Origin of the sequence: Gallibacterium anatis DSM 16844 = F 149 (assembly GCF_000379785.1) — a bacterium.
GTDB lineage: Bacteria > Pseudomonadota > Gammaproteobacteria > Enterobacterales > Pasteurellaceae > Gallibacterium > Gallibacterium anatis.
In genome coordinates this window covers 1-26527 of sequence record NZ_KB903694.1, presented here as the reverse complement: position 1 = coordinate 26527, position 26527 = coordinate 1, and the positions used below count along the sequence as shown (strand labels likewise).

The window sequence follows — 26527 nt, the reverse complement described above, 5'->3', positions numbered from 1 at the left end:
ATCACGGACATCGCTATGCTCGTTATAGAGGATTATCCAAAGTGCAAATGCAATGCTTCCTTGCGGCAATGGCACAAAATATCAAGAAAATTGCCCTGGTGGTATGGGCTATTTTGTCTTATTTATGGCGTCAATTTTACTTGTTTGAGGCATGGGTAAAACAATCAGCGAAAATGACCGCTGGCACCGTTATCTGAAAGGAAAAGCAAGAGAAAAGCGACAAAGTAAAAAAACAAACCCACTTTTATCAAATGATTTTGGAAAGGTGGGTTTGTCAGCGGTCTGAATCTGTCCTCTGGACAGATTTTTTGTATTTTATTAATTCCGTTAAAAATAGTATGAATAAAACAGCGCTTAATAATGATAATTGTATGACCACCGAAGAGCGTAAGGCTACTTGGGGACTCGGTACCATTTTTTCCTTACGTATGTTCGGAATGTTTATGGTGCTACCGGTATTGACTACTTATGGTATGCATTTACAGGGAGCGAATGAAACCCTTATCGGTATTGCGATTGGTATATATGGTTTTATGCAAGCAATTTTTCAAATCCCTTTTGGCTTGTGGTCTGATAAAGTAGAACGTAAAACTTTAATTATTTTAGGATTATCCATTTTTGTTATTGGCAGCATCATTGCTGCTTTGTCAACTTCAATCTGGGGTGTAATTATCGGGCGTGCCTTACAAGGCAGTGGGGCAATTTCTGCAGCGGTAATGGCATTATTATCCGATTTAACACGTGAACAAATTCGCACTAAAGCAATGGCATTTATAGGTGTTTCTTTTGGCATCACTTTTGCAATTGCGATGGTGACAGGGCCTATCATTACACATCAGATTGGTTTGCAAGGGTTATTTTGGTTTATAGCGGTATTGGCTACAGGCGGGATTTTCTTAACCATAACAGTGATTCCAAAAAGTCAATATCACATACGTAACAGTGAATCGGCAGTGATTAAAGGTTGTTTGAAAGAGGTATTAAAACAACCACAGATAATGAAACTTAACATTGGTATTTTTTGTATGCACTGCTTGTTGATGACAACTTTTATTGCGTTACCTCTTTGTTTTGAGCGTGCCGATTTTCCGGCTTATCGTCATTGGCAGATTTATCTCGTCACGATGCTGATTGCTTTTGTAAGTGTGGTTCCGGGAATTATTATTGCTGAAACGAAACGCAAAATGAAGGCTGTTTTCTTGTGCTGTATTGTGATTTTGATTGCTGCCGAAGCAACTTTGTGGTGGGCGGATAATCAGTTGTGGGCTCTTATTCTTGGAACTTTATTGTTTTTTATCGGCTTTAATCTTATGGAGGCATTGCTTCCATCCCTTATTAGTAAAGAAGCGCCGGCAGGAAGTAAAGGCACAGCGTTAGGCGTTTATTCGACGTTCCAGTTTTTGGGTGCTGCTGCCGGAGGAAGTATCGGCGGTTGGATTGTTGGGCATTTTGGTACAGAGGTATTGTTTTTATCAGCAACGCTGTTGGCGGTCTTATGGCTCGCGCTTGCTTTTACGATGAATGAACCCCCATATTTGGCTAATTTGCGTATTCGGCTTACTGGACTTACTGAATGTCGTAATAATGATGTATGGAAAGATTTTTTCTTACGACAAACTGGGGTTTATGAGGCTATTATCATTCCTGAAGATCAATGTGCTTATATTAAAATTGATAGTACGATGACAACTCGCCAAGTTTTGGAGGTAGCAGTCGCACAACAAGAAAAAACAGATTTATGCTAGCTGTGGATTGTTTTATTAACAATGTCTGAAAACACACGGTTTATGGCTAATACCATTTAATTTGGAAGAGTGACTCTCTTTCAACTTTTTAACTTATAAGAAGTATTTCAGATATTTTCTGTGAGTTAAAACATAAATTAACAGGCATAGTAGACAAAATTGTTGCTAAAAAGTGGCTTGAAGTCTTATAGCATTAGCCTTTGAGTTGCTTTTGAGCAACAACTCGGTTGATTATGACTAAAAAATTGGTAGTAACTATAAAAAATAGTTACTACCAAATTTTCTGTTTATTAGGCACTGTACAAACAATAAAAATAATACGATCAAAATATAAATAATTTTAGCAACTAAATATTATTAAACTTGTTTTTCTGCTAAACACTTATTTGTTCTATTTTTTTAAAGAAAAAGATTTTATTGGCTATAATATAATCTTTTTGATTAATTATTCTTCTTTTCCTTTCATATTATTTAATGCAAGTAATCCTTTATCGCAACTTTTAATTTGATGTTCAACACTCATTTGTAGGATTTTTTGTTTGCTTTCAGATAGTTTATTTTTGATGTTTGCAATTTGTAGATGTGTGCCGGGTTGTTTCTCTGCTTCTGAAATGAGTTCTTCTGTCTGCTGGAAGAGTTGTTGGCATTGGCTAGGAATTTGTGTACTTGTGTTGGCAAAACTATTGGAAGCTAAAGCACAAAAGAGTAGTGCTGCTAAAAAACTAAATTTAAACATATACTGACCGTAAGATTTTAAAATGTTCGTCGAAAAAATGTGCGACAGAAAATAACAAAAAAAGAGGGCATTGTCTATAAAAAATGACATTGTTAGAGAAGGAACAGTCTGTTTTTGTCGAAAAATCAAAAAAGAAGTTTTTAATAAAATGTTACAAAAAATATAAAAATTGATATGTATCAAATAATATTCTGTTATTGAAATTTATTTTTTTGATTTTAATGCGATTTTGTGATCAATCTAAAACTTTTTGGGTTTCCTATACCCCATTTTTAGGAGTAGAATAAAAGATGTATTAAACGGTTAGAGTTATCCTTTATTTCGGTGTGAAATAAATCATATCTTTACCTGAGTTTGATATTTAAGCTAATTAATTGGTATTGATTAATAGCTGATGGGGTGATTACAGGATTTGTAATCTTTTTTAAAACTTGTATTGGGTACAAGAGGTTGATTGAGATGTTAGACATTGTTGAACTCTCGAGATTGCAGTTTGCATTGACTGCACTATACCACTTCCTATTCGTGCCGGTAACATTGGGGTTATCTTTTATTCTTGTAATAATGGAAACCATCTATGTAACGACAGGGAAAGAGGTATATAAAGATATGACTAAGTTCTGGGGCAAATTGTTTGGTATTAACTTTGCTCTAGGGGTAACAACTGGTATCACAATGGAATTCCAATTTGGTACTAACTGGTCTTATTATTCACACTATGTAGGTGATATCTTCGGTGCACCATTAGCAATTGAAGCATTACTTGCATTCTTCTTAGAATCTACTTTCGTGGGTTTATTCTTCTTCGGTTGGGATAGACTTTCAAAAGCGAAACACTTGTTATCAACTTACTGCGTTGCATTCGGTTCAAACTTATCAGCAATGTGGATTTTGGTTGCAAACGGCTGGATGCAAGATCCTGTAGGCGCAGAATTCAATTTTGATACTATGCGTATGGAAATGAGCAGTTTCCTAGACCTATGGTTAAATCCTCAAGCACAAACTAAATTCTTACATACCTTATCTTCCGGTTATGTTTGTGGTGCGGTTTTCGTATTAGCAGTGAGTTCTTACTATTTGCTTAAAGGTCGTGATATCGGTTTTGCAAAACGTTCTTTCTCTGTTGGTGCGACATTCGGTTTCATTGCAGTATTATCCGTTTTAATTATGGGTGATGAAGCAGGTTATGAAGTCGGTCAGGCTCAACCTACTAAACTTGCTGCTATGGAAGGTGAATGGGATACTGAACCGGCTCCGGCTGCGTGGAATATTGCTATTGTTCCGAATTCACAAGAAGGCCGTAATGAATTTGCATTACAAATTCCTTACGCTGCAGGTATCATTGCCACCCGTTCTTTAGATAAAGAAATCACCGGTTTGAATGATCTACGAGTTCAAAATGAAGAACGTGTACGTAATGGTATGGTTGCATACGGTTTGCTTGAAAAACTTCGTTCAGGTCAAAAAGATGCAGATACTATTGCTCAATTTAAAGCAGTGGAAAAAGATCTTGGATACGGTTTATTGTTAAAACGTTATACCGATAATGTTGTTGATGCGACTGACGAACAGATAAAACAGGCAGCAGCAGATACTATTCCTGATGTTGGACCGACTTTCTGGTCATTCCGTATTATGATGTTTGCTGGTGGTTTATTACTACTTCTTCTCATCGGTGCATTTGTTGCAAATATGAGAAAAACTGTCGGTACAAACAAATTCTTACTTAAAGCATTGCTCTTTGGTCTTCCATTACCGTGGATTGCAATTGAATCAGGTTGGTTTTTAGCTGAATACGGAAGACAGCCTTGGGCAATTTTTGAAGTATTACCGGTAGGCGTAGCAAACTCTGCATTGACAACCGGCGATCTCTGGTTCTCAATTGGTCTAGTCTGTGCGTTATATACTATCTTCTTAATTGCAGAAGTATATCTAATGGTTAAATATAGTCGACTTGGTCCAAGCGCATTAAAGACCGGTCGTTACTATTTTGAACAATCAACTAAATAAGCAGGAGCCTAAATCATGATTGATTATGAATTTCTACGATTTGTATGGTGGATCCTCTTAGGTGTGTTGCTTATTGGCTTTGCAGTTACTGATGGATTCGATATGGGTGTTTTAACACTTCTTCCTTTCGCAGGTAAAAAAGAAGTGGAAAAACGTATTATGCTCAACTCTATCGCTCCACACTGGGATGGTAACCAAGTTTGGTTATTAACTGCCGGTGGTGCAATGTTTGCTGCATTCCCACTTATTTATGCGACATCCTTCTCAGGATTTTATATCGCAATGATCCTTGTTTTAGCCGCACTATTCTTCCGTCCGGTTGGATTGGAATATCGTGCTAAAGTAGAAAATCCGACTTGGCGTAAAGCGTGGGATTTAGGATTATTTATCGGTGGTTTTGTTCCTTCACTTGTTTTCGGTGTGGCATTCGGTAACTTATTGCAAGGTGTGCCGTTTGAATTTAGCTCTATCGTTCAAGTGAAATATACAGGATCGTTCTTCGAATTATTAAATCCATTCGCCCTTCTTTGCGGTGTTATCAGCTTAGCAATGTTAACAACACAAGGTGCTGCTTGGTTACAAATGAAAACAACTGCCGATTTACGTAATCGTGCAAGAGTGATTTCTCAAGTTGGTGCATTAGTTACTTTAGTTGCATTTGTATTAGCCGGCGTATGGTTATTATTCAAAGACGGTTTCGTTGTAACCAGTGCGATCGATCACAGTGCTCCTACATCACCATTCGGTAAAGAAGTGATTATGCAGGAAGGTGCTTGGTTCAATAATTACAAAGAAATGCCGATTCTTTGGATTTTCCCTGCATTGGCAGTTGTTTCCGCATTATTGAACATCGTGTTCTCTAAAGCGGATCGTTCCGGATTTGCCTTCTTATTCTCATCATTGACAATGGCTGGCATTATCTTAACTTGCGGTGTTTCAATGTTCCCATTCTTAATGCCGTCAGTGACTCATCCAGAAATGAGCTTATTATTATGGGATTCAAGCTCAAGCCAATTAACATTAACATTAATGTTAATCTTAGCTCTTATTTTTGTTGTAATCCTATTAAGCTACACCATCTGGTCATACATTAAGATGTTTGGTCGTATCGATGAAAACTTCATCGAAAATAACAAACACTCATTATACTAAGGAGAAAATTATGTTTTATGTAACTTGGGTTTTGGGCGTGTTATTTGCAGTCTGCTTAACAGCGGTGATCAATATCAGTATTGAGAAAACCGGTAAGTTTGATGAGTAATAATACGATATGATTCAAACACTGTATCAATTAACAAATAAGGGCTCATTTCGAGCCCTTTCATTCGTTCTCGCATTAATTCTGACAGCAACAATTTTTCTGTATACGGAACGCTTTGCATTGGATTATGGTGGTATTTCGCCGATTTATACGCTAATCATTTTTTGGAGCGTGGCAACGCTATGGATCCACGGTTTCGGTCTGGAAGTTTATAAAACAGTATGGAAGTTATTGTTTTTACCGATCTTTTCTTATATTGTTGCGATTATGACGCTCATATTTATCTATTTTATGTGATGGTAAAGAAAAATTTTTTTATGTTTAAGTCATCAATCCTATTGCAGTTAATTTGTGCGTTCATTAGAATAGCGAAACTTTTTTGTTATAGAGAAACAGATAGCAGTAGCAATGAAAAATAACTCTACATACCCAGTTCGCATCTATTATGAAGATACTGATGCAGGGGGCGTTGTTTATCATGCTCGCTATCTTCATTTTTTTGAACGAGCGAGAACAGAATTCTTGAGAGAAAAAGGGTTCTCTCAAAATGAAATTATACAACAGCAAGGTATTGCTTTTGTTGTTAAACAGATGGAAATTGATTTCCGCTACCCAGCTCGCCTAGACGATTTATTAATTGTCGAAACGACTTTAGTTGAAGTTAAAAATGCCAGTTTGGTTTTCACACAGAAGTTAATTCAAGAGAACAAACTTTATTGTTCTGCAATAGTGAAAGTAGCTTGCGTAAATATAAATCTCATGAAACCCACCTCACTTCCTCAAGAAATCAAAAGATTACTCAAAGATGAAAAACCGTGATAGACAGTTTATGGAGCATTAAATGTCTGAATTGAATTTTTTCGACTTATTTCTTAAAGCCAGTGTAGTTGTACAAATAGTGATTTCAATCTTAATCCTATTTTCAATTATTTCTTGGGCAATTATTATTCAACGCAGTAAGATTCTTTCTAAAGCATTAAAACAATCAATGACTTTTGAAGAACGTTTTTGGTCAGGCGAAGATTTGACTAAACTTTATGAAGGATTATCCAATCGCCGTGATGGACTTTCCGGCAGTGAACAAATCTTTTTTGTTGGCTTTAAAGAATTTTCCCGCCTTAAACAAGCTAATCCGAATGCATCAGAATCTATTATTCAAGGAAGTTCGCGTGCAATGCATTTAGCGATGAATCGTGAGATTGAAGATGTGGAAAATACAGTGCCTTTCTTAGCGACAGTTGCTTCAGTGAGTCCTTATATCGGGTTATTCGGTACAGTATGGGGAATTATGCATGCCTTTATGGCATTAAGTAATGTTAAACAGGCAACTTTGCAAATGGTGGCACCGGGTATTGCTGAAGCGTTGATTGCAACCGCAATCGGTCTTTTCGCAGCAATTCCTGCAGTAATGGCCTATAACCGTTTAAGTTTAAGAGTGAATAAACTTGAACAGAATTATGCGAATTTTATTGATGAATTTACGACAATTTTGCACCGTAAAGTATTTGGTCAAAGCAATTTTCATAATTAATTTTTCTTGATGTTGTAAGCAAAGAGGACATTATGCAATCTCGTCGTCAGGGTCGATCAATAAAGTCTGAAATTAATATCGTCCCGTTTTTGGATGTATTGTTAGTTTTATTATTAATATTTATGGCTACTGCACCGATTATTAGCCAAAGTGTGCAAGTCGATTTGCCGGATTCTACTGACAGTCAAACCGTTTCTAATGAAGATAAAACACCGGTTATTTTGGAAGTTGACGGCACAAATCAATATACGCTTTCTATTGATGGTGTAAGAAATGAAAATCTAACCGAAGAAATGGTTGTTCAAATGTCAAAAGAAGCATTTGAAAAGGATAATACAACACTGTTTCTTGTTGGTGGGGCAAAAGATGCACCTTATGAAGAAATTATCAAAGGGTTAAATTTACTGCATACCGCAGGGATAAAAAGCGTGGGTTTAATGACAGATCCGCTATAAAGATTAGGATAGTATTGTGCAATATAATCAACAACAGAAATTCAAAAAAGCAGTTTTGATTTCAATTCTTTTGCACATTCTGCTTTTTGGTTTACTTTTTATCGGTTCAAGACTGGAAGAAGTAAAGCCAATGGGTGGCGGTGAAGGCAATGGCGAAGTTTTAGGTGCCATTATGGTTGATACTGGGGCTGCCGCTCAAGAATGGGGCAGATTACAGCAAGAGAAGAAAGGTAATCCGCCATCAAAACAGGAAATAGCTGATAAAGAAAGAGAGCAGCAAAGCAAAGAACAGGCTGAAAAAGAACGTCAAGAACAGCAAAAGGCTGAAGAAGCAAAAGAAAAGGCAGAACAAGCTGCGAGAGAGAAGGCGGAACAACAAGCTAAAGCAAAAGCAGAGCAACAAGCTAAAGAGCAAGCGGAACGTGAAGCTAAAGAAAAAGCTGAACAATTAGCGAAGGAACAAGCTGAAAAAGCAGCAAAAGAGAAAGCAGAAAAATTAGCGAAGGAGCAAGCAGAAAAGGCAGCTTTAGCTAAAGCACAAGCGGAAAAAGAGGCAAAAGAAAAAGCGGCTAAAGCAGCAGCTGAGGCTAAAGCGAAAGCTGAACAAGAAGCTAAAGAAAAAGCTGAAAAAGCAGCGGCTGAAGCTAAGGCTAAAGCGGAAAAAGAAGCTAAAGAAAAAGCTGAAAAAGCAGCGGCTGAAGCTAAGGCTAAAGCGGAAAAAGAAGCTAAAGAAAAAGCCGAAAAGGCAGCAGCAGAAGCTAAAGCCAAAGCCGAAAAAGAAGCTAAAGAAAAAGCCGAAAAGGCAGCAGCAGAAGCTAAAGCCAAAGCCGAAAAAGAAGCTAAGGAAAAAGCTGCAAAAGTGGCAGCTGAAGCTAAAGCCAAAGCCGAAAAAGAAGCTAAGGAAAAAGCTGAAAAAGCGGCAGCTGAAGCCAAAGCAAAAGCGGAACAAGCAGCAAAAGCTAAAGCGGCTGCTGAGGCTAAAGCAAAAGCCGCTGCAAAGGCGAAGGCAGATGCGGAAGCAAAAGCACAACGTTTAGCACAACAGAATGCATTGGATGATTTCCTTAATAATGGTGATATTGGTGGAGGCAGCAGTCGTCAAGGAAGCAACAGTAACCGTAAAGGGTCGGAAGGCTCCAGTGGCGGTAATGGTGCCGGTGAGGGAGATGTTGTCGGAGATCAATATACTGCGATTATTAAGCGTGAAATTCAACGCCGTTGGTTGAAAGATGCAAGTTTTGCTAATAAAGTTTGTACAGTACAAATTGAATTGGCGAGAGATGGAACAATTTTGAATTATCACAAAGTTTCCGGTCCGGATGATATCTGTACATCAGCATTGAGAGCGGTAGCCTTAACGAAGAAAGTGCCGGCGCCACCATCAGATGCTGTGTATAGAAAATATCAAAAACCGGTAATTGATTTTAAATTGAGATAGGTAATACTTGAGGAAGAGTGACCTTATGATTAAAAAAGTTGTATATAGTTGGATATTGGCAATAGCCTGTCTGTTAGTGCAGGCAACGCAAGTTTTTGCCGAAGTTAGAATCGTTATTGATGAAGGGGTGGATAGTGCGCGCCCAATTGCGGTTGTTCCTTTTAAATGGAACGGTCCGGGTTCAGCACCTGCCGATATTGCTGATATTATCTCTTCAGATTTACGTTTTAGTGGTAAATTTAATCCGATTCCGGTAGACAGAATGCCTCAGCAGCCGACTTCTGCCGGCGAGGTTAATGTTGAAGCTTGGTCAGCATTGGGTATCGATGCTATTGTTGTCGGACAGGTAACACCAGCAGGTGGCGGTTATAGTATTTCATACCAACTTGTTGATACTGTTGGGGCATCAGGTACACCGGGCGCGGTTTTATCGCAGAATTCTTATACTGTAACCAATCAATGGATTCGCTGGGGCGCACATACTGTTAGCGATCAGGTGTTTGAAAAATTAACCGGTATCCGTGGAGCATTTAGAACACGTATTGCTTATGTTATCCAAAATAATTCCGGCTCTTATGATTTACAAGTATCTGACTATGACGGTTACAATGCCTTTAATGTATTCCATAGCTCACAACCTATTATGTCACCGGCTTGGTCTGCAGATGGTAAAAAATTAGCATATAGCGTATTTGAAAAGAAAAAATCTTTATTGGTTTTGCAAGATCTTGCTAGTAAATCCCGTAAAATTATTGCATCATTACCAGGTCATAACGGTGCACCATCATTTTCACCGGACGGTTCTCGTATTGCATTTGCTTCAAATGAGGACGGTGTGTTGAATATTTATGTGATGGGTGTTGGTGGCGGTTCACCGGTGAAATTAACCAGTGGTAGCGGTAATAATACAGAGCCAAGTTGGTCGAGTGATGGTTCTTCCATTATCTTTACGTCTGACAGAGGCGGTGCTCCTGCTGTTTATATGATGGGTGCGAATGGCGGTGGTGCGTCATTAGTAAGCCCTCCAGGAAACAGCTACAGCGGTGAAATGTCTCCGGACGGTAAAGAGATTGTAATGGTCAATGGTAATAAATTGGTGAAAAAAGATTTAGAAAGCGGAAGTATTACAGCGTTAACTTCTACTTTCCTAGATGAAAGCCCGAGCTTTGCACCTAATGGAACTATGGTGATTTATAGTTCTACCCAAGGTGTAAGCAAAGTGCTACAATTAGTGTCCTCAGATGGACGTTTCAAAGCAAGGTTACCTGGTTCAGGGGGACAAATTAAATTCCCTGCCTGGTCGCCATATTTAACTCAAAATTAAGGAGAATAAAATGAAAAAATTAGCTAAAGTGTTAATGGTTGCAGCACCAGTATTAGCGTTAGCAGCTTGTAGCAGCTCTGATAAAGCAGCTGATCAACAAGGTAAACTTTACGGTAATATGACTGCGCAAGAATTACAACAACGCTACAACACTGTATATTTTGGTTTCGATAAATATGATATCCAACCAGAATATGCTCAATTATTAGATGCTCACGCACAATACTTAACAGATACTTCTTCAAAAGTACAAGTTGAAGGTCACACTGACCCACGTGGTACTCCAGAATACAACATCGCGTTAGGTCAACGTCGTGCAGATGCAGTTAAAAACTACTTAGAAGGCAAAGGCGTTCAAGGTGGTCAATTATCAACAATCTCTTACGGTGAAGAAAAACCAGCTGTATTAGGTCACACCGAAGCAGATTATGCTAAAGATCGTCGTGCAGTATTAGCTTACTAATCACATCTATTAGCAATTCTTTTGGAAAGCCCCGTTTGGGGCTTTCTTTTTTGTTTGAATTCAGCAAAATTATTTTTGAATCCAGTAATAGATAGTTGAGCCATCCTGTTTTATATCTAATACTTTATAGCCATAATTTTTGGCATCTACCGGAATGTTATTGATAGATTGAGGACAATCGCTGATAATTTCTAAAATTTCTCCCGGTTTTAATTGTTCCATCGCCTCTAAAGTCGCCACTGCCGGATATGGGCAGGGTTCGCCGTGAGTATCTAAACGGTAGGTTGGAATAATGATATCTTTTTTTGTCATAAATAAACTCCTAAATTGAAATTAATGATTCATTGCTAGGCTTTTTCTTTTTTGGTGGAAAAACTTTTCCCATAATAAAACGGATAAAAGTAAGAGGAAAAGCAGCGCATAGTTGGCTAATAATCCTCCAATTTGACCGAGACTTTCCAGCATATTGATTTTTGGATAGCTAAAAGCAAGTGATGGTGCAATATCGTCCCAAACAGCCGCGAGTAATACCGAACCGATGATGTTGCCTATACCCACGATCCAGAAATGCGTTTGTCCTTCTACCGCACGATACATCCAGCCGGTTTCACAACCGCCGGCTAATACAATACCGAAACCGAACAACAAACCGCCAATGATAACGTTCGTTCCACTCCAAGCAATAATTGGTGTTAATCCTGCCTGAATAAAGGCATAAGTTCCGAGCGTACTGGCTAACATTCCAAAAATAATAGCTTTTAGGATGAGAGTGCGACCGCTAATCCATAAATCGCGGAATGCAGAAGTGAAACATAATTGAGAACGTTCAATTAAAATACCGAATGCTAATCCAAATAATAAACCAAAGCCTAATTTGATTGATACGTTTAATAAAATGTAGATAGAAACTATTAGGGCAGCAATAAAGAAAAGTATTCCTATATTTAATCGTTGCCGTTGTTTGCGTTCATCTATTTTTACCCTAGTTGCTTGTGAAGCTTTAATCAATTTGACTGGTGTTCTGAAAAGTGGAGAAAGGCTGACTTTTACCCCGATATAAGTGCCGATAGCGGTAGCTACAGTGAAAAACCAAGCGTGTAATGAAAATTGAGGAATACCGGTGAAAAGCGAGGCGAGATTACAGCCCATTGCCAATCTTGCACCGAAACCGGCAATAATGCCACCAATTAAAGCTTGGCATACTCTGATCTTATTTTGTGGTAGGCGTAATTTAATATTGTTCGCCCAAAGTGCAGCAACAAAAGCACCTACGAACATTCCAATAATGGTCACACCGCTAACACGCGTGAAAATATTACCGTCCATTTTTATTAACTGGAAATATCCCCAGTCGCTGATATCAACGCCGAACCATTGTAAAATATGCCCTCCCCATTTGGTGAATTCGCCGGTAACCGCCCAATAAGTGCCGGTCAATCCGAAGTAGTAGGCGGATAAAATACCTGTTGCAATCACAGCAGGTACAGGGTTCCAGAATTTAATTAGATAGTTTTGTTTGAATGTTTGCCAAAACATTTTATCTCCTAATAGAAAAATAAAATAATTTCGCAAATAGGTGTGAATAGAACGAAAGCTTTACTGCTTAAATGAGGAAAAATTTCGTTATCCGGCACACAAACTTGCGATACCTTAGACGAAATACTTCAGATTTTGCTATGTAATAAGCAACTTAAAGTAGATCAGATAGTGGGAGAATTTAATTCTCCCATTGATAAAGTTCCAACGGTAAACCGTCCGGATCTTTAAAAAACGTAAATTGCTTACCGGTGAGTTCATCAATGCGTACCGGTTCACATTCAACATTGCGTTGATTCAAATATTCAATAGCTTGTTGAAGATCGTCCACTTTAAAAGCAAGATGACGTAACCCACAAGCTTCAGGCGTTGTCGGTCTTGGTGGTGTTATTGGAAAAGAGAACAACTCAATTTGACTGCCATCGCGAAAACGCAAATCCAATTTATAACTCTGTCTTGCTTGGCGATAAGTTTCCGCAATCACTTCAGCACCAAGAATATTGATATAAAAATGTTTGGAAACTTCATAATTGGAAACAATTAAGGCGATATGGTGGAAACCTATTAATGGCGACATTACTCCTCCTGCTGTTCATTGTCACTGAGTCCAAGTGATTTGGAAAACAGCTGTAAACTCTTTGTTTCGCCGGCTTTAACTAATTGCTGCATCACTTGGGTTGGTGTGTGTAATAAACGATTCATTAATTTATAGCTTAATTCTTGCATTACTTTTTCGCTATCAGTGCCTTGTTGTAATGAAGTTAATGCTTTTTCAAGCAGCTCCAAACGAATTTGCTCTGCCTGTTGACGATAATTTTTTATCAGACTTGAAGATTGATGAAGTTTTAGCCAAACAAAGAAATCAGCGCACTCTTCCTGAATAATATTTTCCGCTTCAACGGAAGCTTGTTCCCGTTGTTGCATATTGTGCTGAATAATATTTTGCAGATCGTCAACGCTATAATGATAGACAGATTCAAGCTCACTTACTTTATCTTCAACGTCGCGAGGAACAGCAATATCAACAATCAACATTGGATCAAATCGGCGTTGTTTCTGTGCCACTTTGACCATTTCGTGTGTAATGAGGATATTTGGACTGCCGGTAGAAGTAATCACAATATCAGCAAGATTTAGCCCTTGTTGGAGTTGATCCAGCGATAAAATATCCATTTGCCCGCCAACACGCGCTGCCAATGCCTCCGCGTTAGCAATGGTGCGGTTAGCAATCATAATGTGTTTTGCGCCGTGCTGAAACAAATGACGGCTGACCAATTCGATAGTTTCACCGGCACCCACTAATAAAATGCGTAAACGTTTAAAAGAATCAAAAATTTGTCGCGCTAAACTACAAGCGGCATAAGCAACAGAAACGGCACTGCCGCCGATTTCGGTTTCAGTTCTCACTCGTTTGGCGGTAGAAAAAGTTTTTTGAAATAGGCGCGAAAGTTCGGTAGAAATAGCAGAATGTTGCTGCTGATAAAAATTCTCGCTGAATTGAAAGGCCTGTTTCACCTGCCCTAAAATTTGCGGTTCGCCAAGGATTAATGAGTCTAAACCACAGGCAACGCGCATTAAATGTGTGACACATTGTTGGTTTTGTTGGATGTAAATAGAGCGCTGTAATTCTTCTTCAGTGATCCGGTGTAATTGGGCAAACCAGCTTTTGACTTGTTGTAGCCATTGTTGATTTTGTTCGTTATCTTCCTGTGGCGAAATATGGCGGTTGTGCAAGTAAATTTCAGTGCGGTTACAGGTGGATACAATAACGGCACTCTCTGCTAATTCGGATTGTAACTGTTGTAATGCAAGTTGACGTTTATCATCATCGAATGAAACTTTTTCACGTAAAGCCACGGTTGCGGTTTTATGGTTAATACCTAATACCAAAATTGCCATAAATCACTCTTTTACTAGCGGAACACCGCTATTCCCACATTTAAAAAAACGAAAAATAAAACAGAAAGATTTTAAATAATCTGCTAACAACTAGCAAATAAAAGCAGGAATTTTTTTGATTTGATAGCAAAAGATACCTAATAGGTATTATATTGAAAGAGAAGAGATATTGATTAGACGATCAATATCTCCTCTTTTTTTAATGAGCAATTTTTGTGAATTCGTCAAAAAAAGTCGGGAATGTTTTTGCCGTACACTCCGGTTCTAAAATCGTGACCGGTGTGTTAGAAAGTGCGATTAAGGCAAAACACATTGCCATTCGATGATCGTTATAGGTTGCAATTTCTGCGTGTTTAAATTGATCCAAGGCAAGCGGTTGGATACGTAAGAAATCTTCTCCTTCTTCAACTTCAGCGCTAACTTTTCTAAGCTCGGTTGCCATTGCAGTTAAACGATCGGTCTCTTTTACACGCCAGTTATAAATGTTACGAATAACGGTTTCACCTTCAGCGAAAAGTGCAGTAGTGGCAATTGTCATTGCAGCATCCGGAATATGATTCATATCCAAATCAATGCCGTGCAATGCGTTTTTTTCTATTTCAACATAGTGATCGTGCCAACGTACTTTTGCCCCCATTTTTTCAAGAACATCAATAAATTGAATGTCTCCTTGAATACTCTTTTTACCAATACCATTGACTTTGACCTTGCCTTTTATTGCAGCCGCCGCCAAGAAGTAGGAGGCAGAGGAGGCATCACCTTCAACCATAAAAGAGGATGGTGATTGATACTGTTGGTTACCCTTCACGAAAAATATCTGGTAGTTATGGTGTTGCACTTGCACTCCGAAAACAGACATCATCTTTAATGTAATATCGATATAAGGTTTGGATACCAGATCGCCTACAATATGAATTTCGCTATCCTGTTTTGCTAATGGAGCCGCCATTAATAACGCAGTAAGAAATTGAGATGAAATAGCACCATTGATTTCAATTTTGCCACCGTTTAATCCGTGATTGCGAATAGCAAGCGGCGGATAACCTTCCTGCTCTAAATAGTCTATTTCAGCCCCCATTTGTCGCAAAGCATCAACCAAATGTTGAATAGGGCGCTCTTTCATTCTCGGCTCACCGGTTAAGACAATTTCACTAGGCTTAGCGTTATCAGAGGCTAAACAGAGTGCTGCGGTTAAAGGACGCATTGCTGTGCCGGCATTTCCTAAAAATAAACTCAATCCATTTTGCCATTCAAAAGCACCGGCATTGCCTTGAATTTCACAGACAGTTTTGTCTTCGGATAATTGATATTGAACACCTAATGCTTTTAGTGCATTCAACATATGGCGGACATCATCGCTATCCAAAAGATTAGTGATTGTTGTTGTTCCCTTTGCTAGGGCAGCTAATAATAATGCTCGGTTGGAAAGGCTTTTCGAACCGGGTAGTGTAATTTCTCCGTCAATATAAGCGATAGGATTCAATGTAATGGAATTCATAAATAGCAATGTTCCTTTTAATTATCAATTAATTCGCTAAAATCTCAGTTAATGCATCGATAAATGCTTGATTTTCTTCCGGTAAACCAATGCTGATACGCAAGTGATTAGGCATTCCGTAACCGGCAATAGGACGCACAATAATGCCTTTATGTAGCAGCGCATCGTAAATAGGCAAGGCAGGTTGTTTAAAATCAACCGTAATAAAGTTACCTTTGGATGGAATATAATCCAATCCTTGCTTTTCAAAGAAATCCACGAGCAGTTTCATTCCTTGTCGATTATTTTCAGCCACTTTATTGACGAAATCATCATCATTGATCACGGCAGTAGCTGCGGCTAGAGCAAGACTGTTGCAGTTAAACGGCTGACGGACACGATTAAATAAGCCGGCAATTTCAGGGTTAGAAACAGCATAACCGATACGAAGGCCGGCTAAACCGTATGCTTTTGAAAGCGTTCTACACACCACTAAATTGGCATACTTTTTCTGTAATTCGAACGAAGGAACACGTTCGGTAGGATCGGTGAATTCAGTGTAGGCCTCATCAAGTACCACAATAATATGTTCCGGTACTTTTGCTAAAAATTGATCAATTTCCGCTGTTGTAAGGAATGTCCCTGTCGGGTTATTTGGGTTAGCAATATAAATTAGTTTAGTTTTGTCAGTAATATGCGCTAAAAATTGAGGCAAATCGTGACCCCAGTTTTTTTCCGGAATGACGACTGCTTTAGCGTTAAGTGCCTGTGTTACTAAAGGATAAACGATAAAGGCATATTGCGAGAAAATCACCTCGTCCTGTTCACTGACAAAGGTGTGTGCAATTAATTCAATAAGATCGTTTGAACCGTTACCTAATGTAATTTGTGACGGATCAAGACCAAATTTTTTTGCTGCCGCTTGTTTAAAGTAAAAACCGTTGGAATCAGGATAACGTGTAAGTTGGTTGAGTTCATTTAAAATGGCTTGTTTGGCAACATCAGAAAAACCAAAAGGATTTTCGTTGGAAGCCAATTTAATAATATTATGAATGCCTAATTCTCGTTCCAATTCTTCTATTGGTTTTCCTGCTTGATAAGGAGATAACTGTTTAACGCCAGTGTTGGCAACATCTAAGAATTTCATATGATTTCCTGTGATTAATTATTGATTTTCTTTAGCAAATTTTTCCATAAAAGCAATTAAGGCTTCTACGCCGGCAATCGGCATTGCGTTATAAATGGAAGCACGCATACCGCCCAGCACTTTATGACCTTTTAATGCTCTTAAACCGGCAGCATTGGACTCACTGACAAATTTTGCATTTAATTCATCATTATTGGTGGTGAAGGTCACATTCATTAATGAACGATTTTTGGCGGCAACGTTATTCTGATAAAAATTGCTTTGATCAATATAACGATAGAGCAATTCTGCTTTGGCACGATTTTTTAATTCAACCTGTTCAATTCCACCATTCGCCAATAGATGTTCGAATACTAATGAGCAGAGATACCACGCAAATGTTGGCGGTGTATTAAACATAGAATCGTGATCGAGTAAAATTTGATAATTCCACACTGATGGCGTGCTACGACGTGCTTTACCGATAAGATCATCGCGAATAATGATTAATGTGATCCCTGATGGTCCCACATTTTTTTGCGCACCGGCATAGATCATACCGAATTTGCTGATATCAACTTTGCGAGAAAGAATATTTGATGACATATCCGCAATTAATGTGGCATTGCCAACGTTAGGAACATCAAAGATTTCCACTCCACTGATAGTTTCATTCGGGCAGTAATGCACATAATCGTATTGTTCGGCGATATTGCTGAAATCAAGATCAGTTACGGCTGTTTTACCGTTTTCTTCCGTTAAAATATTGATTTCATCTACATTGCCGAATAATTTTGCCTCTTTTGCTGCCGCTGTTGACCAGTGACCACTGGTTAAATAAAGCGCTTTGCCATTTTCGGAAAGTAAATTCATTGGAATCGCCGCAAATTGCCCTCTGGCACCACCTTGAGCAAACAGAATTTGATAATTATTAGGCACATTGAATAGTTTGCGTAAGTCTTCAATAGAACGTTTTGCCAATGCCATAAAATTAGCACCACGATGGCTGACTTCCATTACTGAAGTGCCGAGAGATTCCCAGTCAAGCAGTTCTGCTTGGGCACGTTGTAAAACTTCCTTAGGCATCATTGCCGGACCTGCACTAAAATTAAATACGTCTGTCATATTTATTCACCTTCTTGTTTATTTTATTCATACAAATGTGCTTAGTTTTAACACTAGAAATGTGAATTATCAATCGCTTTCTATCCGGTTTATGAATTATTGAGCAGACGTATTTGATCCAAGTAAGAAAACCGTCACATCTTTTTGACGATACCCTAAAAAACCGCTACAGTAGGCACAGAATGTTTTATGTATCAATAAGAGAGTCAACTATGGAAAATGTAAGCAAAAAATGTTTTGAAGATGTGTTGGAGTATGTGCGTATGTATCGTCAAAAGAATAAACTTTTGCGTGATATTGCCGATAATGATCGCAAAATTAGAGATAACCAGAAAAGGGTGTTATTACTTGATAACTTAAATCAATATATCACTGATGATATGTCGGTAGCGGATATTCGTGCCATTATTGCCAATATGCGTGATGATTATGAGTCTCGTGTGGATGACTATATGATTCGTAATGCTGAAGCGTCAAAACAACGCCAAGAAATCAAAAAAGCAATGAAAGAGCAGAGTCGCTTACACGCAGAGATGCTGAAGAAAGATAAAGAGTAGCAAAACAGAAGCTATACGCTGAAAATACGAAAGAAAAACCTGTCTTGGTTCATCAAAACGCTTTGTTGTGCGGAACATAAGACGGGTTTTTTATTTGTTATCTGATGATAGCGTACGTGAAAATATTATTGTTAATTGAGAGAAAAGAAGAGAACTTATAGAAATAGGAAAGGTAAAAAGAAAGGGCGTCATAGGCAGATAGGACAAAAGAAAAGGGCTGAAAAAACAGCCCTTTTTTGATCTTGAATTGTGCAAAATCGTATTAACGTTTTGAGTATTGTGGACGACGACGTGCTTTGTGAAGACCCACTTTTTTACGTTCAACACGACGAGCATCACGGGTTACAAATCCTGCAGCACGTAATGCTGGGCGTAATGTTTCATCGTATTCAATTAACGCACGAGTAATACCGTGACGAATTGCACCTGCTTGACCAGAAATACCGCCACCTTTAACAGTGATATAAAGATCGAATTTATCTGCCATATCAACTAATTCTAATGGTTGGCGAACAATCATACGTGATGTTTCACGACCAAAATAAACATCAATTTCACGTTGATTAATAGTAATTTTACCTGTGCCCGGTCTTAAAAATACACGAGCTGAAGAGCTTTTGCGGCGGCCTGTGCCGTAGTTTTGATCTGCCATAGTCTAAACCTCGTGATTAAATATCTAAAACTTGTGGTTGCTGTGCAGCGTGATTATGTTCGCTACCTGCATACACTTTCAATTTACGGTACATATCGCGACCTAAAGGACCTTTAGGTAACATACCTTTAACTGCGATTTCAATCACGCGTTCAGGACGACGAGCAATCATTTCAGCAAAAGTCGCTTGTTTAATACCACCAACATAGCCAGTGTGCCAGTAGTAAAGTTTATCAGTTTTTTTACGACCGGTTACGGCTACTTTTTCTGCATTGATAACGATGATGTAATCACCTGTATCAACGTGTGGAGTATATTCAGCTTTGTGTTTACCACGCAAGCGACGTGCGATTTCTGTAGCTAAACGACCTAAAGTTTTACCTGTCGCATCAACTACATACCAGTCGCGTTTTACTGTTTCTGGTTTTGCTACAAAAGTTTTCATTAATTTCATTACCAAAATAATAATTTAACACCCTGTGCCCAAGAATTTGAACACACCTTTTCGCTTGTCGTCATACCCCTTCGAGTAGATTTTAAGCATAAAAAAATTACACGGCGGGAAAACCAATGTAATTAACAGGGTCGCAAGATTATACAGTAAGCAAAATTAAAAAACTATTTAAATTTTATTTTTTATGGTTTATTTTCGGATTTTCCGCATAATGAAAGCTGACGTGTTAAAGTAATCATCTCTTTGCCATATAAAAAGGAGTAATAAATAGATGAGTGTTAAAATTTTGCATAACCCACGTTGTTCGAAAAGCAGAGCAACATTGCAATTATTAGAAGAAAAGCAAGTGAAGCCTGACATAGAGCTTTATTTGCAACATCATTTTTCATTGCAGGAGCTTGAAGATTTGATGCGTAAATTAGCGATTGATGATCCGAGAAAAATGATGCGTACAAAAGATGAACTGTATAAATCATTAGGTTTGGATCAGCTTGATCCAAATGTGGAAGCGCAACGGCAACAATTATTACAGGCAATTGTGGAACATTCCGCTTTGTTGGAACGTCCGATTGTCATAAATGGTAATCAGGCACGCATCGGTCGTCCACCGGAACAAGTGTTGGAAATTTTATAGTCAACTCGTTAATTTTTTGTCATAATACCGCCGCTTTAATCAGCGGCGTTTTTATAATTTTATTATGGAGATATATGATGAATATGAAATATCAGCACCAACGAGGTGACATTCAAGAGAGTGCGATGAAAGCACTGGTGACGGATAAACTGTTCAGAGCTCGAGTTGAGCGTAACCGTAAAGGCAAAGGCAGTTATCAACGTAAGGCGAAACACGTTAAACGCAATTATGAAAATGCAACGATAAACATTTTATTTTAAAGTCTTTATCGCTGCATTTTTGTTTTGTCTTCCCCTCTTATTTCTTAAAAAAATTTCCATTTTTATAAAAAGAAGCTTTTCTTATACCGATAATGTGAGTATTCTTAGTCGTCCGGCATTTTGTCGGACAAATGAAATATAACAAGTTATGTTTATTTTAAGGTTATACAATATGAAAAAACTTCTTTTAGCTTCTATGCTGATGTCCGGAATGGCATTTGCAGCACCTGTTACTCAAGTTAATCCAAATACAACCACTCACACCTATGAATTTACTAATAGTTACGATCTTGTTGTGCCTAAAGGTGCTCAAGGCGAAACAAATTTGTGGGTTCCATTGCCTTTCGATAGTGATTATCAGACTTTAAAATCCGTTGAATTTGAAGGTAATTATCGTAATGCCTATGTGACGGAAAATAACCAATACGGCGCAAAAACATTGTTTGCAAATTGGGATGAAAAAGCGGATAAACGTCTGCTTAAAGTGAAAATGGTGATCGAAACTAAAGATCGTGAACCGATGGTTACCGGTGCATTGAAAGATTATAAAGTTCCGGAAAAGATTGAATATTCAGTTGATGTTCAACCCTATTTAAAAGCAACATCTCATATCAAAATTGATGGTATTGTTAAAGAATATGCCGATAAAATCGTTGGCAATGAAAAAAATCCATTGAAAAAAGCAGAATTGATCCACGAATGGATCGTCAACAATATGGAACGTGATAATTCTGTTTTAGGCTGTGGTGACGGTGATGTTGAAAAAATCCTAACAACAGGCGTATTAAAAGGTAAATGTACTGATATTAATTCAGTATTTGTTGCGTTGGCTAGAGCTTCCGGTATTCCGGCACGAGAAATTTTCGGTATTCGTTTAGGCGATGCACCGAAAATGTCAAAATATTCTAAAAAAGCTTTTGGCAGTGCTAAAGACGGTGTTGCGAATGAAAATGGCGGTCAACATTGCCGAGCTGAATTTTATTTAGCCGGTTACGGCTGGGTGCCGGTCGATTCTGCTGATGTGGCGAAAATGCGCCTAACTGAGAAAAAATCAGTGCAGGATGCGGATACTCAAGCGGTAGCGAAATATTTATTCGGTAACTGGGAAGCAAACTGGGTTGGCTTTAATCACGCGCGTGATTTTGATCTCTATCCGGCACCTGAGTTGAAACCAATTAATAACTTTGGTTATCCGTATGCTGAAGTAGGCGGGGATCCGCTTAACTCTTTTGATGCTAAAGAGTTCGGTTATGAATTTATCTCAAAAGAAATTAAATAATCGTTTCTTTGCAAGTTGTGTCACTGCTGTGGTTGCAGCAGTGACCTCAACGTTATGCTGCATTGCACCCTTGATTTATTTAGTTTTCGGTGTTTCTTCCACGTGGCTAATTGAACTCAATCAATATGATTATTTGCGTATTCCGATGCTGATTATTTCATTGGCAGCATTCGGTTACGGTTTTTGGTTACTGATGTTTTCTAAAAAAATTATCTGTACTAAATATTTATCGCGCAAATGGCTAATGATTTTATATTGGTTAGTGTTTGTCATTATTTTATTTTTTCTCACTTATCCGACTGTCTTACCGTGGATTTTAGAAAGGATGGCTTAAAGATGAAAAAATTTTTTGCAGTATTGTTATTTTTAATCTCGTTATGTGGTTACAGTTATGCAGACGAACAGTCGGTAACAAATAATCAAAGAGAGCTGACGATGCAGGTTGATGAGATGAATTGTCAGTTGTGTGTTTATTTGGTGAATAAGGAGTTGCGTTCAATTGAGGGCGTTTTGAAGACCAAAGCGGATATGAATGCACACACGGTAAAAGTGATCACAACCGATAAGGTCAGCAATGAGCAGTTGATTAAAGCAATGGAAAAATTGCACTATCGCGCAAAAGTGCTGTAACAAATGTTGTAATTGTTGAGAAAATGGGCAAAAAGCCCATTTTTTGCTTAAGAAACAGGGAGTTTTAATTCCCTAAATTGCATTGACATTCCATCAATCATCAATAATCTGCCACATAAAATATCGCCGATATTGAGCAGTACCTTAATTGCTTCTAACGCCTGAATAGAACCGACAATGCCGACAATCGGCGATAAGACGCCGGCTTCGACACAGCTTAAAACATTCTCGCCGAATAATTGACTTAAATTGCGATAGCTCGGTGTGCCGGGTTGATAAGTAAAAACAGTAATTTGCCCTTCCATTCTGATTGCCGCTCCGGAAACAAGCGGTTTTTGTAATTGTTGGCAAATCAGATCAAGCTGATTGCGGCTTTCGACATTGTCAGTACAATCCAACACGACATCAACAGTCGCAATTAATTGTTCCAACTGTTGCGAAGTCATTTTCTGATTAATCGTATTAATTTTAATAAGCGGATTAATTTGGGAAAGTGCCATTTTAGCCGATTCGACTTTCGGCATATCAATACGCTGATCGGTATGCAAAACCTGACGTTGTAAATTGGATAACGACACTTTATCGAAATCCAGCAGTGTTAATTCGCCGACACCGGCGGCAGCAAGATATTGTGCTGCAGCGCAGCCCAAACCTCCCAGTCCGACAATCAACATTTTACCTGCTTTTAATTTTTCCTGACCATCAAAGTCAATCGCTTTCATCACAATTTGTCGGTTATAACGCAACATTTCGTGATCAGTTAATTCAATTTTCATTTTGTCTGTCAATTTATGAGAAAGTTAAATGGTTCGATCATTACGGTTTCGCCGGCGGCAACATTACCGCGTTCCTGTTCCAAGACGATAAAGCAGTTGCTTTGGACAAACGAACTGAACATATGTGAGCCTTGGAAACGAACCGGTGAAACTTCAATTTGACCTTGTTCGTTAACTTGATAGAAACCGCGTTGAAAATCTAAACGACCGACACCTTTTTTCAATGGTTGTGCCGCAATGGCCGGTAATTTTTGTGGTGCTTGCCATTGGCTAAACCCGCTTAATTTGGCAATTGCCGGTTGCACTAATTGATAAAAGGTGACAAACGCCGAAACCGGATTGCCCGGCAAACCACAGAACCAAGCATTTTCCAATTTGCCAAAAGCAAAAGGTTTACCCGGTTTAATCGCCAATTTCCAGAAATTAATATTCCCCAAGCGTTCAAGTACATTTTTAGTAAAATCGGCTTCGCCGACAGAAACACCGCCGCTGGTAATAACCAAATCTGCCTGTTGTTGCGCATCGCGGAATGCTTGCTCAAACTGCTGTTCATTGTCCGGTAAGATGCCGAAATCGAGTATTTCACAATTTAAGCGTTGCAGCATTAATTTAACTGCGAAACGGTTGGTATCATAAATTTGCCCTGCTTGCAGTGGTTGCCCAACCGGAACCAATTCATCTCCGGTGGAAATCACAGCTACTTTGACTCGAGGGAAAACTTTCACTTTTTCAATGCCCAGTGAAGCAAGTAATGGCAAGGCGACCGATGTCAGTTTTGCACCTTGAGCTAGAACTTCTTCACCCTGTTTGACATCATCACCGATACGGCGAATATTCTCGCCCAATTTAGGAAGTTGTTGGAAAGTCACGCTACCGTCAGCATTGACAATCACTTTTTCCTGCATTACCACCGCATCAGCGCCTGCAGGGATCATTGCTCCGGTCATAATTCTTACTGCGCCGCCTTTTGTCCATTCACCATTAAAAGGTTGTCCGGCAAAGGCTTTACCAGCAATTGTCAGTGTCATAGATTGTTGCAAATCAGCCATTCTTACGGCGTAACCATCCATTGCGGAATTATCAAAAGCCGGCACATTAATCGGTGAAATGACAGCTTCGGCACAAATACGTTGATCTGCCTGATCAAGCGCAATAGTTTCAATTTGTGCTTTATTCGGCGTTGGCAGCTGTTGCAAAAGTAAGTTTAATGCTTGTTCAAAGGTTAATAAATCAGCCATAAATTTATCCTTTATAAATAATGTTGGTGCATTGTAACGTAACTTAGATCATTTGTTTAGGTTAAGTTGATAAGCCTTTCTGGGTATAATTTGTGGTAAATCATAAATTTGTAAATAGATTTCATCTCGCTATTGCAATCGTTGCTTGTTGTGGGAAGATGTAGATCCAATTTAACTTAGGAGGCGTTATGTATTTAGAGAGCATTCCAATCGGAACCATTTTTTTCATTATTTTAGTGATTGTGGTGTTAGTTTCAGCGGTAAAAACTGTGCCACAAGGCTATCACTGGACGATTGAACGATTCGGGCGTTATACCAGAACATTAACACCGGGATTGAATATTATCGTTCCGTTTATTGATCGTATCGGTCGTAAAATTAATATGATGGAGCAGGTGTTGGATATTCCCTCACAAGAGGTGATTTCTAAAGATAACGCAAATGTATCGATCGATGCGGTTTGCTTTGTGCAGGTGATTGATGCGCGTAATGCGGCTTATGAAGTGAATCATTTGGAACAGGCGATTATTAATTTAACCCTGACTAATATTCGTACTGTGTTGGGCTCAATGGAATTGGATGAAATGTTATCGCAGCGTGACGCGATAAACAGTCGTTTATTGGCAATTGTGGATGAAGCGACCAATCCTTGGGGTGTGAAAGTCACCAGAATTGAAATTAGAGATGTGCGTCCGCCAAAAGAGTTGATTAATTCAATGAATGCACAAATGAAGGCGGAGCGTAATAAACGTGCGGAAATTCTTGAAGCAGAAGGAGTGCGTCAAGCTGCAATTCTTCGGGCGGAAGGTGAAAAACAGGCACAGATCTTGCAATCTGAAGCAGAAAAACAGTCTAGAATTTTGCAAGCAGAGGGAGAACGGCAGGAAGCTTTTTTACGTGCGGAAGCACGTGAACGTGAAGCGGAAGCAGAAGCAAAAGCAACACAAATGGTGTCTGAGGCTATTGCAGCTGGTAATATTCAAGCGGTTAATTACTTTGTTGCTCAGAAATATACTGAAGCTTTACAACAAATTGGACAAGCGGAGAATAGCAAAGTGGTATTGATGCCGTTGGAAGCGAGCAATTTAATGGGATCAATTGCTGGTATCAATGAATTGTTAAAACAATCGGGAACACAAAAATGATGGAATGGTTAGCGCAATGGGGAGCAATTCATTGGTTGGTACTCGGGTTTGTGCTGTTGATTTTGGAAATTGTTGTCCCCGGTATTTTCTTTTTATGGTGGGGGATTGCGGCATTAGTATTGGCAATATTGAGCTATTTTTTTCTACTTTCATTAGTGGTTGGCGGCATACTATTTGCAGTGATAGCCGTGCTCGCCAGCTTATGTTGGTGGAAAATTCAGAGTAAGCGTAATCAACAGAATATTGCCGCTGAATTGCTGAATCAAAGAGGATTAGCAATGTTGGGGCAACAAGGTGTCATTACTGAGGTGGCTACGGATCATATTGCTCGTGCCAAGTTTGGCGACAGTAGTTGGCGGGTGGAAGGGGACCAATTACACCAAGGCGATATTGTTGAAGTGGTATCAATCAAAGGGATTACTTTGGTAGTGAAAGTCATTAAAAATTAAATAAAAAAACGGCGATAGATATCGCCGCAGACTGCTGACAAACCCATCTTTCCAAAATCATTTGATAAAAATGGGGTTGTTTTTTTACTTTGTCGCTTTTCTCTTGCTTTTCCTTTCAGATAATGGTGCCAGCGGTCATTTTCGCTGATTGTTTTACCCATGCCTCAAACAAGTAAAATTGACGCCATAAATAAGACAAAATAGCCCATACCACCAGGGCAATTTTCTTGATATTTTGTGCCATTGCCGCAAGGAAGCATTGCATTTGCACTTTGGATAATCCTCTATAACGAGCATAGCGATGTCCGTGATGTTGTTTGGCATCCG

33 protein-coding genes are annotated in these 26527 nt (G+C 38.8%); 20 read left to right on the top strand and 13 right to left on the bottom strand.

Annotated features, from left to right (window positions below):
* Together A3EO_RS0106020 and A3EO_RS0106015 are read left to right on the top strand one after the other, a co-directional pair.
* On the top strand, positions 1 to 197 hold a 197-nt coding region (locus A3EO_RS0106020; protein WP_026210926.1), incomplete at its 5' end, for a transposase.
* Positions 198 to 371: 174 nt separating this feature from the next.
* On the top strand, positions 372 to 1745 hold the full coding sequence (locus tag A3EO_RS0106015; RefSeq protein ID WP_018346411.1) for an MFS transporter: 1374 nt from the start codon (positions 372 to 374) through the stop codon (positions 1743 to 1745).
* Positions 1746 to 2190: 445 nt separating this feature from the next.
* Here A3EO_RS0106015 and A3EO_RS0106010 read toward each other — a convergent pair whose 3' ends face one another.
* Positions 2191 to 2481 (bottom strand): DUF5339 domain-containing protein, encoded by a 291-nt coding sequence (locus tag A3EO_RS0106010; protein ID WP_013746810.1) that lies wholly within the window; start codon positions 2479 to 2481, stop codon positions 2191 to 2193.
* A 459-nt stretch (positions 2482 to 2940) separates the two neighbouring features.
* Here A3EO_RS0106010 and A3EO_RS0106005 point away from each other — a divergent pair, with 459 nt between their 5' ends.
* The 10 genes from A3EO_RS0106005 (at position 2941) to pal (ending at position 10963) form a co-directional block, all read left to right on the top strand.
* Positions 2941 to 4491 carry a cytochrome ubiquinol oxidase subunit I gene (locus A3EO_RS0106005; RefSeq protein WP_018346410.1) on the top strand — a complete coding sequence of 517 codons (1551 nt, stop codon included), beginning with the start codon at positions 2941 to 2943 and terminating at the stop codon, positions 4489 to 4491.
* 15 nt (positions 4492 to 4506) lie between these two features.
* Positions 4507 to 5643, top strand: a complete 1137-nt coding sequence (gene cydB / locus A3EO_RS0106000) for a cytochrome d ubiquinol oxidase subunit II (protein WP_018346409.1) — start codon at positions 4507 to 4509, stop codon at positions 5641 to 5643.
* A 10-nt stretch (positions 5644 to 5653) separates the two neighbouring features.
* Entirely contained in the window at positions 5654 to 5752 is a 99-nt protein-coding gene (locus tag A3EO_RS13130) for a cytochrome bd oxidase small subunit, CydX/CbdX family (protein ID WP_018346408.1), read from the top strand.
* 9 nt (positions 5753 to 5761) lie between these two features.
* On the top strand, positions 5762 to 6049 hold the full coding sequence (ybgE, locus tag A3EO_RS0105990; protein ID WP_018346407.1) for a cyd operon protein YbgE: 288 nt from the start codon (positions 5762 to 5764) through the stop codon (positions 6047 to 6049).
* 111 nt (positions 6050 to 6160) lie between these two features.
* Positions 6161 to 6571, top strand: coding sequence for a tol-pal system-associated acyl-CoA thioesterase (gene ybgC / locus A3EO_RS0105985; protein WP_013746814.1), 411 nt, complete (start codon positions 6161 to 6163; stop codon positions 6569 to 6571).
* Positions 6572 to 6593: 22 nt separating this feature from the next.
* Positions 6594 to 7283 carry a protein TolQ gene (tolQ, locus tag A3EO_RS0105980; RefSeq protein WP_013746815.1) on the top strand — a complete coding sequence of 230 codons (690 nt, stop codon included), beginning with the start codon at positions 6594 to 6596 and terminating at the stop codon, positions 7281 to 7283.
* A gap of 32 nt (positions 7284 to 7315) precedes the next feature.
* Complete coding sequence (tolR, locus tag A3EO_RS0105975) at positions 7316 to 7738, top strand: colicin uptake protein TolR (protein WP_013746816.1); 423 nt, start codon at positions 7316 to 7318, stop codon at positions 7736 to 7738.
* Positions 7739 to 7754: 16 nt separating this feature from the next.
* Positions 7755 to 9176, top strand: a complete 1422-nt coding sequence (gene tolA / locus A3EO_RS0105970; RefSeq protein ID WP_018346406.1) for a cell envelope integrity protein TolA — start codon at positions 7755 to 7757, stop codon at positions 9174 to 9176.
* 25 nt (positions 9177 to 9201) lie between these two features.
* Positions 9202 to 10500, top strand: coding sequence for a Tol-Pal system beta propeller repeat protein TolB (gene tolB / locus A3EO_RS0105965; RefSeq protein WP_013746818.1), 1299 nt, complete (start codon positions 9202 to 9204; stop codon positions 10498 to 10500).
* A 10-nt stretch (positions 10501 to 10510) separates the two neighbouring features.
* The gene (pal, locus tag A3EO_RS0105960) at positions 10511 to 10963 is read left to right on the top strand and encodes a peptidoglycan-associated lipoprotein Pal (RefSeq protein ID WP_018346405.1); all 453 of its coding nucleotides are present in this window, start codon (positions 10511 to 10513) and stop codon (positions 10961 to 10963) included.
* A 69-nt stretch (positions 10964 to 11032) separates the two neighbouring features.
* Here the strand turns inward: pal and yedF are convergent, their stop codons facing one another.
* From yedF to serC, 7 genes are all read right to left on the bottom strand, one after another.
* A complete protein-coding gene (gene yedF / locus A3EO_RS0105955) occupies positions 11033 to 11275 on the bottom strand; it encodes a sulfurtransferase-like selenium metabolism protein YedF (protein WP_018346404.1) in 243 nt (80 codons plus the stop codon).
* 21 nt (positions 11276 to 11296) lie between these two features.
* A complete protein-coding gene (yedE, locus tag A3EO_RS0105950) occupies positions 11297 to 12499 on the bottom strand; it encodes a selenium metabolism membrane protein YedE/FdhT (protein WP_018346403.1) in 1203 nt (400 codons plus the stop codon).
* A gap of 181 nt (positions 12500 to 12680) precedes the next feature.
* Positions 12681 to 13076: an SMU1112c/YaeR family gloxylase I-like metalloprotein gene (gloA2, locus tag A3EO_RS0105945; protein WP_018346402.1), complete on the bottom strand. Its 396-nt coding sequence runs from the start codon at positions 13074 to 13076 to the stop codon at positions 12681 to 12683.
* Positions 13076 to 14398, bottom strand: coding sequence for a glutamyl-tRNA reductase (gene hemA, locus A3EO_RS0105940; RefSeq protein WP_018346401.1), 1323 nt, complete (start codon positions 14396 to 14398; stop codon positions 13076 to 13078). Before hemA ends, gloA2 begins: the two co-directional genes overlap by 1 nt.
* 199 nt (positions 14399 to 14597) lie before the next feature.
* The gene (aroA, locus tag A3EO_RS0105935) at positions 14598 to 15896 is read right to left on the bottom strand and encodes a 3-phosphoshikimate 1-carboxyvinyltransferase (RefSeq protein WP_018346400.1); all 1299 of its coding nucleotides are present in this window, start codon (positions 15894 to 15896) and stop codon (positions 14598 to 14600) included.
* A gap of 28 nt (positions 15897 to 15924) precedes the next feature.
* On the bottom strand, positions 15925 to 17022 hold the full coding sequence (gene hisC / locus A3EO_RS0105930) for a histidinol-phosphate transaminase (protein ID WP_018346399.1): 1098 nt from the start codon (positions 17020 to 17022) through the stop codon (positions 15925 to 15927).
* An 18-nt stretch (positions 17023 to 17040) separates the two neighbouring features.
* On the bottom strand, positions 17041 to 18126 hold the full coding sequence (gene serC / locus A3EO_RS0105925; protein ID WP_018346398.1) for a 3-phosphoserine/phosphohydroxythreonine transaminase: 1086 nt from the start codon (positions 18124 to 18126) through the stop codon (positions 17041 to 17043).
* A 212-nt stretch (positions 18127 to 18338) separates the two neighbouring features.
* Here serC and A3EO_RS0105920 point away from each other — a divergent pair, with 212 nt between their 5' ends.
* Positions 18339 to 18683 carry a DUF496 family protein gene (locus A3EO_RS0105920; RefSeq protein ID WP_018346397.1) on the top strand — a complete coding sequence of 115 codons (345 nt, stop codon included), beginning with the start codon at positions 18339 to 18341 and terminating at the stop codon, positions 18681 to 18683.
* A 262-nt stretch (positions 18684 to 18945) separates the two neighbouring features.
* Here the strand turns inward: A3EO_RS0105920 and rpsI are convergent, their stop codons facing one another.
* Both rpsI and rplM read right to left on the bottom strand, forming a co-directional pair.
* Complete coding sequence (rpsI, locus tag A3EO_RS0105915) at positions 18946 to 19335, bottom strand: 30S ribosomal protein S9 (protein WP_013746828.1); 390 nt, start codon at positions 19333 to 19335, stop codon at positions 18946 to 18948.
* 16 nt (positions 19336 to 19351) lie between these two features.
* Positions 19352 to 19780, bottom strand: coding sequence for a 50S ribosomal protein L13 (gene rplM, locus A3EO_RS0105910; RefSeq protein WP_026211022.1), 429 nt, complete (start codon positions 19778 to 19780; stop codon positions 19352 to 19354).
* A gap of 280 nt (positions 19781 to 20060) precedes the next feature.
* Between rplM and arsC the strand changes: the two genes are divergently transcribed.
* From arsC to A3EO_RS0105885, 5 genes are all read left to right on the top strand, one after another.
* Complete coding sequence (gene arsC / locus A3EO_RS0105905; protein WP_018346396.1) at positions 20061 to 20423, top strand: arsenate reductase (glutaredoxin); 363 nt, start codon at positions 20061 to 20063, stop codon at positions 20421 to 20423.
* Between the two features lie 74 nt (positions 20424 to 20497).
* Positions 20498 to 20683 (top strand): alternative ribosome-rescue factor A, encoded by a 186-nt coding sequence (locus tag A3EO_RS12715; RefSeq protein ID WP_230585709.1) that lies wholly within the window; start codon positions 20498 to 20500, stop codon positions 20681 to 20683.
* A 172-nt stretch (positions 20684 to 20855) separates the two neighbouring features.
* Positions 20856 to 21962 (top strand): transglutaminase domain-containing protein, encoded by a 1107-nt coding sequence (locus A3EO_RS0105895; protein WP_018346394.1) that lies wholly within the window; start codon positions 20856 to 20858, stop codon positions 21960 to 21962.
* Entirely contained in the window at positions 21934 to 22296 is a 363-nt protein-coding gene (locus A3EO_RS0105890; RefSeq protein WP_013746833.1) for a mercuric transporter MerT family protein, read from the top strand. The genes A3EO_RS0105895 and A3EO_RS0105890 overlap by 29 nt, the downstream gene beginning before the upstream one ends.
* A gap of 2 nt (positions 22297 to 22298) precedes the next feature.
* Complete coding sequence (locus A3EO_RS0105885; protein ID WP_018346393.1) at positions 22299 to 22592, top strand: heavy-metal-associated domain-containing protein; 294 nt, start codon at positions 22299 to 22301, stop codon at positions 22590 to 22592.
* Positions 22593 to 22639: 47 nt separating this feature from the next.
* Here A3EO_RS0105885 and moeB read toward each other — a convergent pair whose 3' ends face one another.
* Both moeB and moeA read right to left on the bottom strand, forming a co-directional pair.
* Positions 22640 to 23368 (bottom strand): molybdopterin-synthase adenylyltransferase MoeB, encoded by a 729-nt coding sequence (gene moeB / locus A3EO_RS0105880; RefSeq protein WP_018346392.1) that lies wholly within the window; start codon positions 23366 to 23368, stop codon positions 22640 to 22642.
* Between the two features lie 8 nt (positions 23369 to 23376).
* Complete coding sequence (moeA, locus tag A3EO_RS0105875; protein WP_018346391.1) at positions 23377 to 24606, bottom strand: molybdopterin molybdotransferase MoeA; 1230 nt, start codon at positions 24604 to 24606, stop codon at positions 23377 to 23379.
* Positions 24607 to 24794: 188 nt separating this feature from the next.
* Between moeA and A3EO_RS0105870 the strand changes: the two genes are divergently transcribed.
* Positions 24795 to 25751 (top strand): SPFH domain-containing protein, encoded by a 957-nt coding sequence (locus A3EO_RS0105870; protein WP_018346390.1) that lies wholly within the window; start codon positions 24795 to 24797, stop codon positions 25749 to 25751.
* Positions 25748 to 26200, top strand: coding sequence for an NfeD family protein (locus tag A3EO_RS0105865; RefSeq protein ID WP_018346389.1), 453 nt, complete (start codon positions 25748 to 25750; stop codon positions 26198 to 26200). The genes A3EO_RS0105870 and A3EO_RS0105865 overlap by 4 nt, the downstream gene beginning before the upstream one ends.
* Before the next feature lie 115 nt (positions 26201 to 26315).
* Here the strand turns inward: A3EO_RS0105865 and A3EO_RS12710 are convergent.
* Positions 26316 to 26527, bottom strand: a 212-nt coding sequence (locus tag A3EO_RS12710) for a transposase (RefSeq protein ID WP_211206175.1), incomplete at its 5' end; no start/stop codon positions are given.